This window comes from Tetragenococcus muriaticus DSM 15685 (assembly GCF_000423785.1).
In the GTDB taxonomy this organism is placed as follows: Bacteria; Bacillota; Bacilli; order Lactobacillales; family Enterococcaceae; genus Tetragenococcus; species Tetragenococcus muriaticus.
On the sequence record NZ_AUIQ01000003.1, the window covers coordinates 1 to 16,541 of the forward strand.

A 16,541-nucleotide genomic window follows, 5' to 3' on the forward strand; every position below is an offset into this window, starting at 1 on the left:
TGTCATTTCAAGAAAGAAGACATTTATAAGGTCGCTAATTCTAGATTAGGTTGGTATAGGAAATGCGGGATGGACGTTGTCAACTTTACGTTAAGTCCGAAAGTTTTAGCCATAAAGAAAAAGGATCGACCTGGATTGGTTGATCCTTTATCCTACTATCTAAATAAAGCGTGAAAACAGTACAAATGTAGCGCCGTATACGAGGACCGTACGTACGGTGCGACGGGAGGGGCGGAAATTTATTTCCCCTCTACCCTATTAATTATTACGTAACTCATCTAAAAGCTGGGTCTTTGAAGTAGTTTGTTCATCTTTTGTTTTCAACACTTTTGCAGGAGTTCCTCCTACGACAGTTCCTGCTTCAACATCTCTTGTTACAACAGACCCTGCCGCTACTATGGCGTCCTTTCCTACACGTACGCCTTCTAAAATAACAGCGTTTGCGCCAATGACTACGTTATCTTCAATGACAACTGGATTAGCCGAAGGTGGCTCAAGAACGCCTGCTAATACAGCTCCTGCACCCACGTGAGCGCGTTTTCCTACCGTCGCTCGTGCTCCTAAAACTGCCCCCATGTCAATCATTGTTTCTTCGCCGATAGCTGCACCAATATTAATAATAGCTCCCATCATGATTACGGCATTTTTTTCAATAATTACTTGGTCACGAATCATAGCACCAGGCTCAATCCGAGCTTCAACGGTAGTAAAGTCCAGCATAGGAACAGCTGAGTTTCGTCGATCATTTTCGAGATAATAATCATTAATAGCATTCTTATTCGTATCTAAAAATTGTTGAATACTTTCGTTATTACCAATGACAAGATGACCAAAGGTTTTGACATTACTTGTATCCATTTGTGATAGGTCACCGTTAACATAAGCTTTAACGGGAGTTTCTTTTTCAGCTTCTTTAATATAATTTGCAATTTCATAAGCATCTGTAAAGCGTAAATCTGCCATTTCCTCACCTCTTTATTGTAGTAATTCTCTCATTGAGTACATTCCTGCTTCTTTTTTTTGTATAAATTCAGCTGCTTTTAATGCACCGTTAGCAAAAATACCGCGCGACAAGGCAGTATGTTTAAATTCAAGTACTTCATCGTTCCCTGCATAAATCACTGTATGCTCTCCAGGAATAGTACCTCCACGTACAGCGTGAATGCCCATTTCGTTTAGAGGATTTTCGTTTTCTTTTCCTTCTCGACCAAATACATACTCTTTTTTTGTTTGAGAAACATTATTTATGCTGTCAGCAAGTAATAAAGCTGTTCCACTAGGGGCATCCTTTTTCTTGTTATGATGTTTTTCTATGATTTCTGTATTAAAATCTTCTTCTAGAGCTTTTGTAAAGCCTCAATTAAGACGTTAATTCCTAAAGACATATTGGCTGAGTAAAAAAGTGGAATTGCGCGACTTGCCTCCTGTAATTTTTGTTTTTTTTGTTCAGAGAGACCTGTAGTCGCGATAACTACTGGTAATTGTTTTTGCACGCACTGATCAACCAAATGGGGGATGCTGCTTTCATGTGAGAAATCAATAACAACATCTGCTGTTTCATTTACTTCTGCTAGGCTTTGATATACTGGAAAAGCAGCATCTTGTTTTGTACGATCAATACCTGCTACCAGGTTTAAATCCTCTCTGTTATAAATTTCTTTTTGCAGTTCTTCTCCCATACGACCAAAGCAGCCATTTAAAATAATGCTAAGCATGTCTGTACCTCCTATAAAAGTCCGTAGGCTGTCATTTGACTTTTTAATTGTTCTAGTGTTTCTGTTTCAGGAGCAGCTAGGGGGAGTCGATAACTTAATTCACATTTTCCTAAAAGTGAGACAGCTGCTTTAATTGGCACAGGATTAACTTCTGAAAACAGAGCTTTTATTAATGGAAATTGTCTTAATTGCGTATTCTTTGCATTCACAATATCGCAATTTAAAAAGTCATCGACCATTTGCGCAGTCTCTTTTGGTAATATATTTGAAATTGTCGAAATTACGCCAGAACCACCAACAGCTAGTAGTGGTAATACTTGATCGTCATTTCCTGAGTAAAGGGCAAAGTCTTTATCTACTAATTGAGCAATTTCGACAATTTGAGCGATATTACCGCTGGCTTCTTTAATTCCAACAACATTAGGAATTTGTTTTAGCTCTTTAACCATTTCATAATTTAAGTTCATTCCTGTACGCGAAGCAACAGAATATAAAATAATAGGTAAACTTGTATTATTAGAGATTGCTTCATAGTGGGCAACTAAACTTTTTTTCGTCGCTTTATTATAATACGGTGTTACTACGAGTAGCGCATCTGCTCCTACTCGTTCTGCTTCTTTTGCTAAGTGAATTCCATGTTGGGTGTTATTTGACCCAGTACCAGCAATTACAGGGGTTCTTCCATCAACTTTTTTTACAACTGTTTCAATGACTGAAACATGTTCCTCATCGTCTAATGTGGAGGCTTCGCCTGTAGTTCCGCAAGCGACAATTGCGTTGATACCTTCATTGACTTGCCATTCGACTAGTTCGTTTAGCTTTGGGTAATCGACTGCTCCATCTTGTTTCATCGGTGTGACTAAGGCCACGCCGGAGCCTGTAAATACTGCCAATGACGCCACTTCCTTTCAAATAATTCAATACATGAAAATAAAGATTCTAAATTGTTTGAACTTTTTCACTATTGATTAATAGGTATTATATAATAAGGGGAAAATTCAATGTTTTCGTTAAAACGTTGACAACTTTTAACAGAAAGTGGTTTTTATGCAAATAAAAGAAGAAGTACAAGATTTATTAACAGATGTTACATCTTATCGGCGACAACTTCATCAGATTCCTGAATTAGGACTAGAAGAAAAAAAGAGCGCCGAATTTATTCGGGAAAAATTACGTTCATTTGGTATTACAGAAATTTATACAATGCTTACGACGGCTACGATTGCTGTTTTTCATGGAAAACAAGCGGGCAAAACTTTAGCGTTTCGTTCTGATATTGATGCTTTACCTGTGACTGAAGAAACTGGAGTTAGCTTTGCTTCAAAAACAGAAGGGAAGATGCATGCTTGTGGACATGATGGTCACGCTTCAGCTTTGCTCGGATTTGCTAAATATTTAAGCCAACATCCTGAAGTTATTAAAGGAACCATTGTTTTAATTTTTCAACCAGCTGAAGAAGGGCCAGGTGGAGCACAACTACTTATTAACGAGGGCTTAACTGAAAAATTTGGTATTGATCAAATTGTGGGCATCCACCTTTTTCCAGAATTTCCTGAAGGAGTGATTGCTTGCCGTCCAGGGGCTATGATGGCACGCAATGGTGAAGTAACGATTAAAATAAAAGGGAAAAGTGCACATGGCGCTCAACCACATCAAGGACAGGATGCTATATTAGCAGCCTCAGCAGTTATTCAAGGTCTTCATAGTATCATTTCTCGTAATATTAGTCCATTAGACACTGGTGTGCTAACTTTTGGCGAAATTACTGGTGGGCAGGCGATGAATATTATCGCTGGAGAAGTAAAAATTGAAGGAACGATGCGTGCTTTTAGTGATGAAGCTTATGATATAATGACTCAACGTGTAAAAGAACTCGCTGAATTTATTGCGCAAGGATACGGTTGTCAGGCGGAAGTTTCCTTTAATCATATGTATCGTGTTGTGGATAACGATGCTAAAATGGTGCAAGCTTTGGAAGAAGTAGCTGGAAAAAATTACGTTGAATGTCAGCCTTATATGTTAGCCGAAGATTTTTCTATGTATCAACAAGTTGTTCCTGGTCTATTCTTTTTTGTAGGAATTCGGAATGAAGAAAAAGGGTATACTTATCCTTTACATAGCGGAAAAATGCAGTTTGATGAAAAAAATTTGCTATTGGCAGTTACTTGCTATGTTCAATTAATTGAAACGTTAAATAAAGAGGTGGATAGATGAGTAAGGAAATAAAAAAGAATCATTTATTGTGGGATGGTTGTGATACGGTTGAACTTGCTAAAAAGTATGGCACGCCTTTATATGTTGTTTCTCAAACAGCTATTGAAAAGGAGTGCCGTGCGTTACAAGAGGAATTTATAAAAAAATATGAAAATGTTCATGTTGCTTATGCATCAAAAGCTTTTAATAGTTTAGCTATGTTGAAGATCATTGAAAAAGAAGGATTGGGGGTTGACGTTGTAAGTGGTGGTGAATTGTATACTGCTATCTGTGCCCAATTTCCGCCTGAACGTATCGAATTTAATGGAAATAATAAGTCAAATGAAGAATTAGAACAAGCAATTGATTACGGCGTTGGTCGATTGATTGTTGATGGTAGCCAAGAACTAGAGAAAATTATCGAAATTTGTCGTAAAAAAGGAAAAAAAGCGAATATTTTATTTCGCATTACACCTGAAGTCGAAGTAGAGACACATCAATTTATTTCCACTGGACAAAAGGATTCAAAGTTTGGTTTGCCGTTAGATGAATCCTTATTATTACCCATTATACAACAAGCTATTCAAAGTTCAGAGGTCAATTTTTACGGAATTCATTTCCATATTGGTAGCCAACTTTTTGATAATTCAACGCATTTAAAAGCAGCTGAAGTAGCTTTGCAATTGGCGGTAATGATTAAGGGAAAATTTAATTATGAGATAAAAGAACTAAACTATGGCGGTGGTTTTGGTGTACGTTATACTGAAGATGACAAGCGGCAGTCGTATGCTTATTTTCTAGATCCATTAATGGCGCTTACGGAAGACTTTTGTGTACAAAATGGATTGAACCGACCAACCATTGCAATTGAGCCGGGGCGTAGCATTGTAGCCGAGGCTGGGATTTCGCTTCATACAATTGGGAGTATTAAAACCTTACCAGGGATTCGTAAGTATGCAGCAATTGATGGGGGGATGACGGATAACATTCGACCAGGACTCTACCAAGCAACTTACACGGGGATGCTAGCCAACAAAGCAGCTCAAGCTTTAGATGAAACAGTCACGATTTCGGGTAAAGCTTGTGAAAGTACAGATATTTTGATAGAAAATATACAAGTGCCGACAATTGCATCAGGCGATATTTTTGCGACATTTACCACAGGTGCCTATGGCTATGCTATGGCAAATAATTATAATAAACTGGCGATACCTGCTGTTGTTTTAGTAAATAAAGGAAAGGCAGATATCATTGTAAAACGACAAACTTATGAACAAATCATTCAAAATGAACGTATACCAGAGTCTTTAAAATGAGGTGAATTTATGGAAATCCCTTTTTATAAAATGCAGGGAGCAGCAAATGATTTTATCGTTATTAATAATATGGAATTAAAATTAACGGACAAACAGTTAGTTTTTTTGACGAAACAGGCTTGTAGACAACGTTTTTCAGTAGGTAGTGACGCTTTAATGGCGCTTGATTTTCCGCAAAAAAACGGTGATTTTCGGATGCGTTTTTATAATGCAGATGGAACGGAAGCTGAAATGTGCGGGAACGGCGTGCGTTGTATTGCACGTTATGCCTATGAAACGGGTGTTTCTGGTCAAGAAATGGTTATTGAGACAAAAGCTGGAGATGTTTATTGTTGGCGTTTAGATCAACGAAAATATAGAGTGCAAATTAACGAACCTTCTATAGAGAAGTTTGATTTGCATTTTCCTGATAATAATATTTCATTAGATTATGTTGAGCTAGGAAATCCTGGCGTTCCACACTTAGTTGTTCACTACCCTAGTTTACAAGAAACCCCTTTGGAAGAAATAAAACCTTTAGCTAAAAAACTACGTTCTTGGGAGATTCTGGCTAAAGGGGCGAACGTAAACTTTTATGCGGTGAATGAAAAAAATGAAGTTATTTTGCGGACATTTGAACGTGGGGTAGAAGATTTTACTTTAGCTTGTGGGACGGGTGCAGTTGCTACAGCTTATGTATTGTTAAAAAAACAAATAGTAAAGCAAAACCCGCTGACGCTACAAGTTTTAGGTGGTCTACTTGAAGTAGAAGAAGACAACCAGCATTTTTATTTAATCGGTGATACGAATATCGTAACTAAAGGATATATTTGCGATGAAGACCTTTTAATTTAATAAAAATAACGCTTATTTCTTCATAAAAAATTCATTCAGCTATTGTATAATAAAGATAAATGCAAGATGAGGAGAGAGCGTATAATGTTTCCAATGGGATTTTTTTTCGATCCAACCTTTATTCTAGTTATTATCGGAATGGTTATTTCGATGATTGCTTCATCATATGTGAATAAGACATTTGAACGTTATGATGCGGTAAATAGTTCGCATCGTATTACAGGAACAGATGCGGCGCAATATATTTTACGGAGTCAAAACATTGATGATGTGGGTGTACAACAAATTTCGGGGAATTTGACAGACAACTACAATTCTGGCAATAAGGTGTTAAGTTTATCGCAGGCAACAGCGCAGTCAACTTCTGTAGCCGCGATCGGAGTTGCCGCCCATGAATGTGGGCACGCTGTACAAGATGCCCAAGGTTATTTTCCATTGCGTTTACGTACGGCAATTGTCCCTGTGGCTAATTTTGGTACGAATTTATCTATCCCTTTATTAATTGTAGGGGTTTTAATCAGTGGATCTAGCGGGCAGGTTATTATCAATATAGGTTTATTAGCTTTTTCCCTAGCTTTTATTTTTCAACTGGTAACATTGCCTGTAGAATTTAACGCCTCTAAGCGAGCTTTACAAATTTTATCTGATGGAGGTCTGTTGACTCAAGATGAAGTCCCGCAGGCTCGTAAAGTATTGACGGCTGCTGCATTGACTTATGTCGCAGCTGCAATCAGCGTGTTACTTCAATTATTACGTCTATTTTTGTTATTTGGCGGGAACCGTAGACGCTAGAAAAATTGGACATAATAGTGTTTTTATTTAACTTATCATGTTATCGTAGATTATAAGATAAAAGAAAAGGAGATGACGAAATGAAATTAACAACAAAAGTAACATTGGGTTTGAGTGTAGCAGCTGCGGCTAGCATTGCTTCAACCGTATTTGTTTCAGATAAAGTGGTTACTAAGGTTCGCCATATGGCAAATCGTAAAAAAGTTGAACGTTTTGTAGAAGATAAATTTAATGGAAACGAAACTCTACTAAACTTTGTGGATAATTTGGAAGATAAAGACATTGAATCATTTATGAAGGTAGCGCAAAAGGTTAGTGCTAAACGCGATAAGGTTGCGGCTTATGGTGACAACGTAAAAAACGCTACAGACAATGTAAAAGAAAAAATTGTCGATTTGATGGAACATAATTGTTAACATAAAACTTCTGGGTAAATGGATTGTTTACTCAGATTTTTTATTTAATCGGAGGAAAGCAATTGAAAGAAACATCATTGTCACCAGAAGAAAAAGATCTTTTTATGAATGAAGCGATTAAAGAAGCTCATAAAGCTTTAAGACTTGCAGAGGTCCCTATTGGGGCAGTTGTTGTGTTAAACAAAGAAATTATTGGTCGTGGGTATAATTTAAAAGAAACGACACAAAGCGCGGTAAAGCATGCAGAGATGATAGCAATACAAGAAGCTTGTGATCAAGTAGCTAGTTGGCGTTTAGAAAATGCTCAGTTGTTTGTTACTTTAGAGCCTTGCCCTATGTGCAGTGGGGCTATTTTGCAATCGCGTATTGAAGAAGTATATTTTGGTGCTTTTGATCCTAAAGCGGGAGCTTGTGGAAGTTTGATGAATTTATTAGAAGACACTCGGTTTAACCATTGGTGTTATGTGGAATCAGGTGTTTTATCTACAACTTGTTCTACTTTATTACGCGATTTTTTTAAAAAAATACGTACAAAAAAGAAGCAAAAGAAAAAAGAAATGTTGGAAAAAGACTAGTATTATAAGCAAAAATACGCTATAATATTAGTGCCGAAAGGCTAGGACAATGAGAACGTTGTGAAGGGTGTCAGGTCTGGAAGGAAGCAGCACTAAGCAGCGGTTCTCATGTGTCTGATTATATTATTATCATTGACCCGAGCAAGAAAATGACATATTGAAAAATAAAAAAGACCTAGGAGTCCCCTAGGTTATTTAGTGTTATCGGTTTTTATTAATGGTTTATTAGAGAGAATCTTAATAAATACTTGCGGGAAATAGCTCAGTTTGGTAGAGCACTTGCTTCGGGAGTAAGGGGTCGCAGGTTCAAATCCTGTTTTCCCGATTTTTTGATGAAGTGAAACAAACTAAAATCAGGAGCATGATTGCTGCCTGCTTTTTTTATATTAACTTCTAAAATTTTAATTACTTTAAGCGATGAAGACAGAAATCGAGGGAATACATGGAAAAAATACGTTTATTACATACCAATGATATACATTCACATCTAGAAAAGTGGCCTAAAATTCGCCGTTTTTTACAAGAAAGACAAAAAACCACGGGAAATGAATCGACTTTGACAGTAGATTTAGGCGATTTTTGTGATCGTTGGCATCCTTTAACAGAAGCAACAGATGGGAAAGCAAACACCCAGTTAATGAAACAAGCTCACTATGACGCGACGACTATTGGTAATAATGAAGGTATTGGTAATTCTAAAAGTCAACTGAACCAGTTGTATAAAGAAGCTGACTTTCCTGTTATTTTAGCTAATCTTTTTGACAGAAGTACTTTACAATTGCCAGAATGGGCAAATGAGCATAAGATTATAACCACAAAAGAAGGGACAAAGATTGGTTTGGTTGGAGCTACTGCCCCTTTTCCGCTTTCTTATACCCCTAATGGATGGGATGCACGCAATTGGTCGGATATTCTACCCAATATCGTTCAATTTCTAAGAAAAAAAGTCGATATATTAGTTTTATTAAGTCATTTAGGTATTAATGAAGATCGACAAATTGCCAAAGAGCTTCCTGAATTTGATGTTATTATAGGGTCGCATACCCATCACTTATTTCCTAACGGAGAACAAGTAGGCAATACTTTGCTTGCTGCAGCAGGACGTTTTGGTGAATATGTAGGAGAAGTTACTCTTTTTTTGGATGATTATCATCAGTTAACTAAAGCTCGTGCAGATACCTTTGCTACAGAAGAAATGCTTAGCTATCCTGAGGATGAAGCTGAAGTTTTTCATTATACTGATAAGGGGAAGAAGTTATTGCAAGAAAAGAAAGTAGCTTGGTTGCCTTTTAATCTTGGAGTTGATCAACAAGAACATTGCTTAGTTGATGAAACATTAGCAGCAGTGAAAGAAAGAGGCGAAACAGAAGCAGCTATTTTAAATACAGGTCTTTTTTTAGATGATTTAAAAAAAGGCGTGGTAAACCAAGATGAATTACATATGATCCTACCTCATCCTATGCATTTAATTCGCGTAACTTTAAAGGGATCAGATGTTACTCGTTTGATATTAGAAATGGAAAAAAACCGTCACTTTTTACGTAATTATCCCATTCGCGGGATGGGTTTTCGTGGGAAGATTTTTGGTCAAATTGTCTATTCAGGTATTCAATATGATGAAACGAATCATGTGGTCAGATGGTTAAATAAAGCAATTGATCCACAAAAGTTCTATAGTTTTACTACAGTAGACCATTTTATGTTTATTCCTTTTTTTCCAACGATTGAAATTGCTGGACAAACAGAATTTCTTTTTCCTGAATTTATCCGTACAGTATTAGGCGATTATTTAGCAAAAAGGTATCCACTTTCAGTAGAAAACAAGATATAATATGTCATAGGCGGTGAGAAAATGACTAAAGATAAAGAAAACATTACAGAAGAAGTCACAGCAGTCTTATCAGAAATAGTAGAAGACAGCGAAAAGGAAAAACCGCAAAAAGGTAAAGAAGTTTTCCCGATTAATGAAACAGAATTTATGCTTGATAATCGTCGTTATCAGTTAGTAGTTAATTATCGAGAAGGATTTGACGCTCAAAAACTAGGTGAAAGATATAGTGACGTTTTAGCTAAATATGATTATATTGTAGGCGACTGGGGCTTTGAACAATTGCGGTTGAAAGGTTTTTTTGCTAGTAAGAACCGTAAGTTTTCGCCAGATCAAAAAATTAATATGCTAGAAGACTATTTATATGAGTACTGTAACTTCGGTTGTGCTTATTTTGTAATTGCATGTGTAGAACGTCCTAATGAAAAAACAGGTCGTCGACGTAAAAAGCCTCATAATAAGAAAAATAAACAAACACAACAAGTAACAAGAAAAAAAGAAAAAACACAAAAGCAAGGAACAAATAAGCCAACGATTAAACAAAGAGAAGTCAAAGAAACACGATCTAGCGATAAAAAGGTTACAAAAAAAGAGACCAAAGAATTTGTTATTCGGAAGAAAGAGGATTAATACGTATGAAATATAGTGGGTATTTAATTGATATGGACGGGACTATCTACTTAGGTTCAGAATCAATACCAGCAGGTAAACGTTTTGTTGATAGATTACAAGAAAAAGAGATCCCTTTTCTTTTTGTTACGAATAATACTACAAAAAGCCCGGCATCAGTACAAAATCGATTAGCAAATGAGTTTGATATTCATGTAGAAAGTAAGCTTATCTATACAGCGAGTTTAGCTACGATTGATTATATGAAAGATGATGCCAAAGGAAAAAAGGTATATGTCATTGGCGAAGCAGGGCTTATTGACTTGATCTTGGATGCTGGTTTTGTTTGGGAAGAAGAAAAGCCAGATTATGTAGTAGTAGGGCTCGATTCAGAAGTTACGTATGAGAAATTTACCATTGCTACTTTAGCTATTCAAAAAGGAGCTACTTTTATTGGAACGAATTCAGATAAAAATTTACCTAATGAACGAGGCTTAGTTCCCGGAGCGGGAGCTCTTATTAGTTTGTTAGAAACAGCCACACAAACAGAACCCATTTATGTTGGCAAACCAGAAACCGTTATTATGGAAAAAGCTTTGGATCGTGTTGGCTTATCTAAAGATGAAGTACTTATGGTAGGGGATAATTACGAAACAGACATTCGCTCAGGAATTAATAATGATATCGATACTTTATTAGTTCTTTCAGGCTTTACTCCCAAGAGTGCTGTGCCTTCATTGCCTGTGGCTCCGACTTATGTGATTGATAGTTTAGACGAGTGGGACTTTGATAAATGAAAAAATCTCAGGTCTGGTTTGAACGTTTAGGTATTTGTTGTTTATTTTTGACATTTATTAGTTTAGCAATCGCTTTGACAATTAACGCTCGTTTCATTTATGTGATAGACATTGATTATTTAAATATTTTGGATTTCGTCCATTTAAGTAAAGAGAGGCTGCTAGAAAATTATGATCAGTTAATGGCTTTTTTAAAACGTCCTTGGATCACAGAGCTAAACTTACCTGATTTTCCTATGTCCTCTAATGGAAGAGCTCATTTTTATGATGTTAAAAAGTTATTTATGCTTGATTACGCCGTACTGTTAGTAACGCTAGTTCCTAGTGTTATGTTTTTACATCACTTGAAAAAAAGTATACGCTTCTGGCGTTTGGTTCGGCCGTTTAAATGGGGGATGGCTGCACCTGTTGTTTTATTAGCTTTAATGGCGGTAGGCTTTGATCAGTTTTTTATTACTTTTCATGAAGTCTTTTTCACTAATGAGGATTGGCTTTTTGACCCAGCAACAGATCCCATTATTAATGTATTGCCAGAGCAATATTTTATGCATTGTTTCTTGTTCTTTTTTGTTTTGATTGAACTATTTTTTTGGATAATGATTCTTATAGGAAAAAAAGAAAGCAAAAACCATTAATGTTGGTCTTTGCTTTTTTCTTTTTTTAATGTGATAATTTATTTGTTTGCGATTTCTAATCAGAAAAAAGAAAGATGGAAGAAGGTAGACTTTATGCGATATTATGTAATGCCAAGTAACGATATTCGAGATAATTTAGCAACAGAAGAATACTTAATGGATACAGCGGACGTCTCTGAACCACTATTATTATTATACATTCAAAAACCTTGTATTATTATTGGACGAAATCAAAATGCTTATGAAGAAATTGATCTGAATTATTTACGTGAAAATCAAATTGTACTAACACGTCGAGTATCAGGTGGTGGCGCCGTTTATGATGATTTGGGTAACATAAGCTTTAGTTTTGTGACGAAAAAAGGAGATACTACCTTTGGAGATTATCGTGGTGTAACTACACCAATTTTAAAGGCTCTGCGTAGTATGGGTGCTGAACAAGCCTCTGCTGGTGGACGAAATGATTTATATTTAGGGGATAAGAAGTTTTCTGGAAATGCGATGTATACGAAAAAAGGACGAACTTATTCTCATGGGACATTGATGTACGATGTTGATTTGAGCGTTTTGGGAAAAGTATTAACAGTATCTAAAGAAAAAATTGCTTCAAAAGCAACACCTTCTGTTCCTAAAAATGTAGCAAATGTTAAACCTTATTTAGCGCCTGAGTTTCAAAAATCTAGCATTGAAGAGTTTCGGGATGAACTACTTTGTCATGTCTATCAAGTAGATTCCTTACAAGAAATTGCAGATAAAAAATTAGAACTAACTAATGAGGATCGCCAAGGGATTCAAGAATTAGTGGATAAACGCTATGCTAATGACGATTGGGTTTATGGAGAAGCTCCAAACTTTGAGTTTAACCAACGTACACGTGTATCTGATGTAGGGATTGTTGATGTGCATTTATCTACTGAAAAAGGGAAAATTTCTGCTATACAATTTTTCGGAGATTTCTTTGGCGTAAAAGATATTACAGAGCTAGAAAGCTTATTGGTAGGTACTACGTATAAGTATGAAACGATTAAAGAAACATTAGATAAGGTCGATGTTTCAGAATATATTTTTAATTTCACTAACCAGGCTTTATTAGATTTGTTAATGGAATAGTTGAAAGATTTAAGTTTTCTACTTATATATAAAAATATATTTTATAGTTAAGATTCATTCTTCTTTCATATTTTTCGATAAGAACTATGTTATAATGACCCAAATATGAGGTAGTTGGAAAAGGGGATTATACTCGTGCTTTTCATATTTATTCTACTTGTACTGTTTGTTTATCAACAGACGCCTAAAAAAAGTTTAGGACGTTGGTTAACGCTTGGTTATACAAGTTTTTTATATTTGGGTACAACGATATTTTTATATAATCAACAAAAAATAGATCTTTCAGATTGGCGCTCTTATTTTTTGTTACAGTTTAATGAAGAAAATAGTGGAAGGATCAGCCTTTTAGCTGGACTTGTTACATTTGCTCTGGTTTTTCTTTTTTGGAAACTATTTTCTAAAGGATATGTGAAAAAAAATTATCAATATTCTAGAAAGAATTGGATAATTTATAGTGTAGCTGTGTTGTTAATTTTTTCAGGGTTCCTCGCCTATTCTAGTAGTCGTTATGCAATGAAAGGAATAGATAATACCAGCTTTGATCAGATTTTATTTACTATGACTCAACCGATTCGAGGAAGTGATTCGGGTCAGATTATTAATTATATTATCGATCCTTTACTTGAGGCACTTTTGATTACAGTACCTCTTGTAACGTTACTTTACTTTGCAACTACATGTTCCTTTAAATTCGGCTCGCGATATTTACAAAGGTCTCCTCATTTTAGTACAAAAAAGGTTGTTTTTGTTGGACTAATTGGTTTGGTTTTTGGGATTTTTTTAAGTGGTAAAGAAATGGGTTACGCTGATATCAAAGCGTTTTATTTTGAACATACGAATCTTTATGATAAATACTATGTGGATCCGCAGGAAGTTGACTTGGAATTTCCTGAAAAAAAGCAAAATTTAGTTTATATTTTTCTAGAATCGATGGAAAGTAGCTATTTTTCTAAAGAATTAGGTGGAATTCAAGAGCATAATTTACTGCCTAATTTTGCGGATTTAGCTCAAAATGAAGGCATAAATTTTTCTAATTCGAATAAATTAGGTGGGATGCTACAAATCCCAGGAGCTAATCAAACAGCTAGTTCCATGGTTGCTCAAACTTCTGGCTTGCCATTGCGTCCTTCAACGAGTTTGAATAGTTCAGAAAGCTCTGAAGAAAACAGTGCTGAATATTTTCCGGGTGCTTACTCTTTAGGTGAAATTTTAGATGAAGAAGGTTATAATCAAGCACTTTTAATGGGATCAGAAGCCGAATTTGCAGGCAGAGATAAATATTTTTCGCAACATGGTGATTACGATATCCGGGATTACCATTGGGCAGTAGAAACGGGCCGTATCCCAGAAGATTATTATGTCTGGTGGGGATATGAAGATCGTAAGTTGGTAGATTATGCAAAAGAAACGTTAAATGAGCTTTCGCAAGAAGAAGAGCCCTTTAATTTAACAATGTTAACCGTAGACACACACTTTGAAGACGGTTATGCTACAGAAGATACCCCTGATTTGTTTGGGGATCAATATAGTAACGTGATTCATGATTCAGATAAGCAGATTTCTCAGTTGTTAGAATGGATGAAAGAGCAACCTTTTTATGAAGATACTACTGTGGTTTTAGTAGGGGATCATTTAACTATGGATAGCGATTTTTTTGATTCTGTGGATCCAAATTATCAACGTTCGGTGTTTAATTTATTCTTAAATACAGATAAACAAAATGTTCGTAATAGAAATCGCCAATTTAGTGCAGTGGATATGTTTCCTACGACATTATCAGCTTTAGGAGTAGAGGTGCCAGAAGATCGGATGGGACTTGGCGTCAATCTCTTTTCTTCGCAGCCTACATTAACTGAGCAGTTAGGTTATGATCGGTTTCAAAATGAGTTGATGAAAAAGTCAGATTTTTATAATGAAAAATTAATGCAAACAAAAGAAGAAGATGAACAACGTGAATAAGCGATGCATTTCAACTAGCTTATTGTTTGTCTTTTGTGTTAGTATAGTAAAGGATAATTCTTACGAGTAAAGGAGAATGAACAATGATTGCAGCAAGTGATCTAAAAGCTGGGATGACATTTGTCCAAAAAGATGGTTCTTTAATTAAAGTGCTAGAGGCTAGTCATCATAAACCAGGTAAAGGCAATACAGTGATGCGCATGAAATTAAGAGATGTGCGCTCAGGTACAACATATGATACCACTTTTCGTCCCGAAGATAAGTTTGATCAAGCAATAATTGAGACAAGAACGGTGCAATTTTTATACGCAATGGATCAAATGGCTTATTTTATGGACATGGATTCTTATGAACAATATGAAATTCCTACCGAAAATATTGAAGATGAAATGAAATTCTTGGTAGAAAATATGGAAGTAAAAATTCAATTTTATGGTAGCGAAGTCATTGGTGTTCAATTGCCTACGACAGTTGTGTTGCATGTCACTGAAACTCAACCTTCAATCAAAGGCGCTACCGTAACCGGATCAGGGAAGCCTGCTACATTAGAAACGGGTCTAGTTGTGAATGTGCCAGATTTTGTTGAAGAAGGCGAAAAATTAGAAATTAATACGCAAGAAGGGGCTTACGTAAAACGTGCTGGTAAATAAGCTGAAGTTGTAAAATAAGCTCAAATATTATTATAGAGAAGTCAAAAGATAAAGCGATGAGTTTCTGTGTGCTTACGGGCATGCAGAAACTTTTTTGTAAAAAGTCTACTTTTGGTCGAGAAAAGCTCGAATAAAAGATTTTTGATCTCTTTCCTACAAAATTGAACAGATTTTATCGGATGATGAATTGGTTATCTTGCTATCCTTTAAAAGAAAGGAGGCTGTTCGGATGGATTTGCTTGAAAATATGAACGCGGCCATAGACTATGTTGAGAATCATTTGGAGGAAGAAATCGAATATCAGGAAATTGCCAAAATCGCTTGTTTTTCCGAGCATCATTTTAAGCGAATGTTTTCGTTTATAGCTGGTATATCTTTGGCAGAATATATTCGTAGAAGACGGTTGACTTTAGCTGGTTTTGATTTAAAAGAAACGAATATGCGAGTGATTGATGTAGCTATTAAGTACGGTTACCATTCCCCCGATTCTTTTTCCAGGGCTTTTCAAGTATTACATGAAGTAACTCCAAGTTTAGCTAAAAATTCTAACGTTTCATTAAAAGCTTTTCCGCGGATGTCCTTTCAGATTACAATTAAAGGAGATGTAGAGATGAACTACAGATTTGTTGAGAATGAAGCTTTTACTATTGTAGGAAAAAAAGAAACGGTGACCACTAATGAGGCAGGGTTTAACCCAAAGATGTGGGAACAACTTGAAAACATCGAAGAAAACTTGAAGTTGTATAGTAATGCTTCACTTCCAGAAATACTACACGTTTCTTTTGCTAAAGAGAATGGGGATATCGATTACTATATTGCTACAACGACTATGGAATCGTATCCTGAAGGATTTGAACAGTTACAGATTTCTTCTCATACATGGGCAGTGTTTGAAGCAATAGGGGAAATGCCAGAAACGTTATTAAAGACATGGGAAAGGGTTTATACCGAATGGTTTCCTACATCGGGATACCTTTTTGCCCAAGCTCCAGAAATAATTAAGGGAATTAATGATACAAAAACAGAAATTTAGGTCCCTGTTAAGAAAAAGAAGTAATTTGTAGGAGGCTTTGTGACTTCTTTTTTGCTTATTAATCAATTGGAGCTCTTTG

16 protein-coding genes, 1 tRNA gene, 1 other RNA gene and 2 pseudogenes are annotated in these 16,541 nt (G+C 35.9%); 17 read left to right on the plus strand and 3 right to left on the minus strand.

Annotation, left to right across the window (positions count from 1 at the left end):
* A pseudogene (locus G577_RS12620) lies at positions 1–174 on the plus strand (group II intron reverse transcriptase/maturase); the annotation flags it as partial.
* Positions 175–258: 84 nt separating this feature from the next.
* On the opposite strand, the gene dapD reads toward G577_RS12620, so the two are convergent.
* From dapD to dapA, 3 genes and pseudogenes are all read right to left on the minus strand, one after another.
* Positions 259–963: a 2,3,4,5-tetrahydropyridine-2,6-dicarboxylate N-acetyltransferase gene (dapD, locus tag G577_RS0101300; RefSeq protein WP_028789593.1), complete on the minus strand. Its 705-nt coding sequence runs from the start codon at positions 961–963 to the stop codon at positions 259–261.
* A 12-nt stretch (positions 964–975) separates the two neighbouring features.
* Positions 976–1,715 (minus strand): annotated as a pseudogene (gene dapB / locus G577_RS10855) (4-hydroxy-tetrahydrodipicolinate reductase).
* 11 nt (positions 1,716–1,726) lie between these two features.
* On the minus strand, positions 1,727–2,608 hold the full coding sequence (dapA, locus tag G577_RS0101310) for a 4-hydroxy-tetrahydrodipicolinate synthase (protein WP_028789594.1): 882 nt from the start codon (positions 2,606–2,608) through the stop codon (positions 1,727–1,729).
* A gap of 154 nt (positions 2,609–2,762) precedes the next feature.
* On the opposite strand from dapA, the gene G577_RS0101315 reads away from it, so the two are divergent.
* The 16 genes from G577_RS0101315 to G577_RS0101385 all read left to right on the plus strand — a co-directional run bounded on the left by G577_RS0101315 (position 2,763) and on the right by G577_RS0101385 (position 16,462).
* Positions 2,763–3,929, plus strand: coding sequence for a M20 metallopeptidase family protein (locus G577_RS0101315; protein WP_028789595.1), 1,167 nt, complete (start codon positions 2,763–2,765; stop codon positions 3,927–3,929).
* Entirely contained in the window at positions 3,926–5,224 is a 1,299-nt protein-coding gene (lysA, locus tag G577_RS0101320; protein ID WP_028789596.1) for a diaminopimelate decarboxylase, read from the plus strand. Before G577_RS0101315 ends, lysA begins: the two co-directional genes overlap by 4 nt.
* 9 nt (positions 5,225–5,233) lie before the next feature.
* A complete protein-coding gene (dapF, locus tag G577_RS0101325) occupies positions 5,234–6,058 on the plus strand; it encodes a diaminopimelate epimerase (RefSeq protein ID WP_028789597.1) in 825 nt (274 codons plus the stop codon).
* An 84-nt stretch (positions 6,059–6,142) separates the two neighbouring features.
* Positions 6,143–6,850, plus strand: a complete 708-nt coding sequence (locus G577_RS0101330; RefSeq protein WP_028789598.1) for a zinc metallopeptidase — start codon at positions 6,143–6,145, stop codon at positions 6,848–6,850.
* An 80-nt stretch (positions 6,851–6,930) separates the two neighbouring features.
* Complete coding sequence (locus tag G577_RS0101335) at positions 6,931–7,266, plus strand: hypothetical protein (RefSeq protein ID WP_028789599.1); 336 nt, start codon at positions 6,931–6,933, stop codon at positions 7,264–7,266.
* A gap of 62 nt (positions 7,267–7,328) precedes the next feature.
* Positions 7,329–7,841, plus strand: a complete 513-nt coding sequence (gene tadA, locus G577_RS0101340) for a tRNA adenosine(34) deaminase TadA (RefSeq protein ID WP_028789600.1) — start codon at positions 7,329–7,331, stop codon at positions 7,839–7,841.
* A gap of 33 nt (positions 7,842–7,874) precedes the next feature.
* Positions 7,875–7,973: signal recognition particle sRNA small type (gene ffs, locus G577_RS11685), an RNA gene on the plus strand.
* Between the two features lie 119 nt (positions 7,974–8,092).
* Positions 8,093–8,166 (plus strand) — tRNA-Pro (locus tag G577_RS0101345).
* A 117-nt stretch (positions 8,167–8,283) separates the two neighbouring features.
* Positions 8,284–9,672, plus strand: coding sequence for a bifunctional metallophosphatase/5'-nucleotidase (locus tag G577_RS0101350; protein ID WP_028789601.1), 1,389 nt, complete (start codon positions 8,284–8,286; stop codon positions 9,670–9,672).
* Positions 9,673–9,693: 21 nt separating this feature from the next.
* Positions 9,694–10,299, plus strand: a complete 606-nt coding sequence (locus tag G577_RS0101355; RefSeq protein WP_028789602.1) for a YutD family protein — start codon at positions 9,694–9,696, stop codon at positions 10,297–10,299.
* 5 nt (positions 10,300–10,304) lie between these two features.
* A complete protein-coding gene (locus G577_RS0101360) occupies positions 10,305–11,075 on the plus strand; it encodes a TIGR01457 family HAD-type hydrolase (RefSeq protein ID WP_038027565.1) in 771 nt (256 codons plus the stop codon).
* Positions 11,072–11,710: a TIGR01906 family membrane protein gene (locus tag G577_RS0101365; RefSeq protein ID WP_028789604.1), complete on the plus strand. Its 639-nt coding sequence runs from the start codon at positions 11,072–11,074 to the stop codon at positions 11,708–11,710. The genes G577_RS0101360 and G577_RS0101365 overlap by 4 nt, the downstream gene beginning before the upstream one ends.
* A 93-nt stretch (positions 11,711–11,803) precedes the next feature.
* Positions 11,804–12,820, plus strand: a complete 1,017-nt coding sequence (gene lplA / locus G577_RS0101370; protein ID WP_028789605.1) for a lipoate--protein ligase — start codon at positions 11,804–11,806, stop codon at positions 12,818–12,820.
* A gap of 135 nt (positions 12,821–12,955) precedes the next feature.
* Positions 12,956–14,779 carry an LTA synthase family protein gene (locus G577_RS0101375; protein WP_028789606.1) on the plus strand — a complete coding sequence of 608 codons (1,824 nt, stop codon included), beginning with the start codon at positions 12,956–12,958 and terminating at the stop codon, positions 14,777–14,779.
* Between the two features lie 83 nt (positions 14,780–14,862).
* Positions 14,863–15,429, plus strand: coding sequence for an elongation factor P (gene efp, locus G577_RS0101380; RefSeq protein WP_028789607.1), 567 nt, complete (start codon positions 14,863–14,865; stop codon positions 15,427–15,429).
* Positions 15,430–15,658: 229 nt separating this feature from the next.
* On the plus strand, positions 15,659–16,462 hold the full coding sequence (locus tag G577_RS0101385; protein WP_028789608.1) for an AraC family transcriptional regulator: 804 nt from the start codon (positions 15,659–15,661) through the stop codon (positions 16,460–16,462).
* The last annotated feature ends 79 nt before the right edge of the window (positions 16,463–16,541 follow it).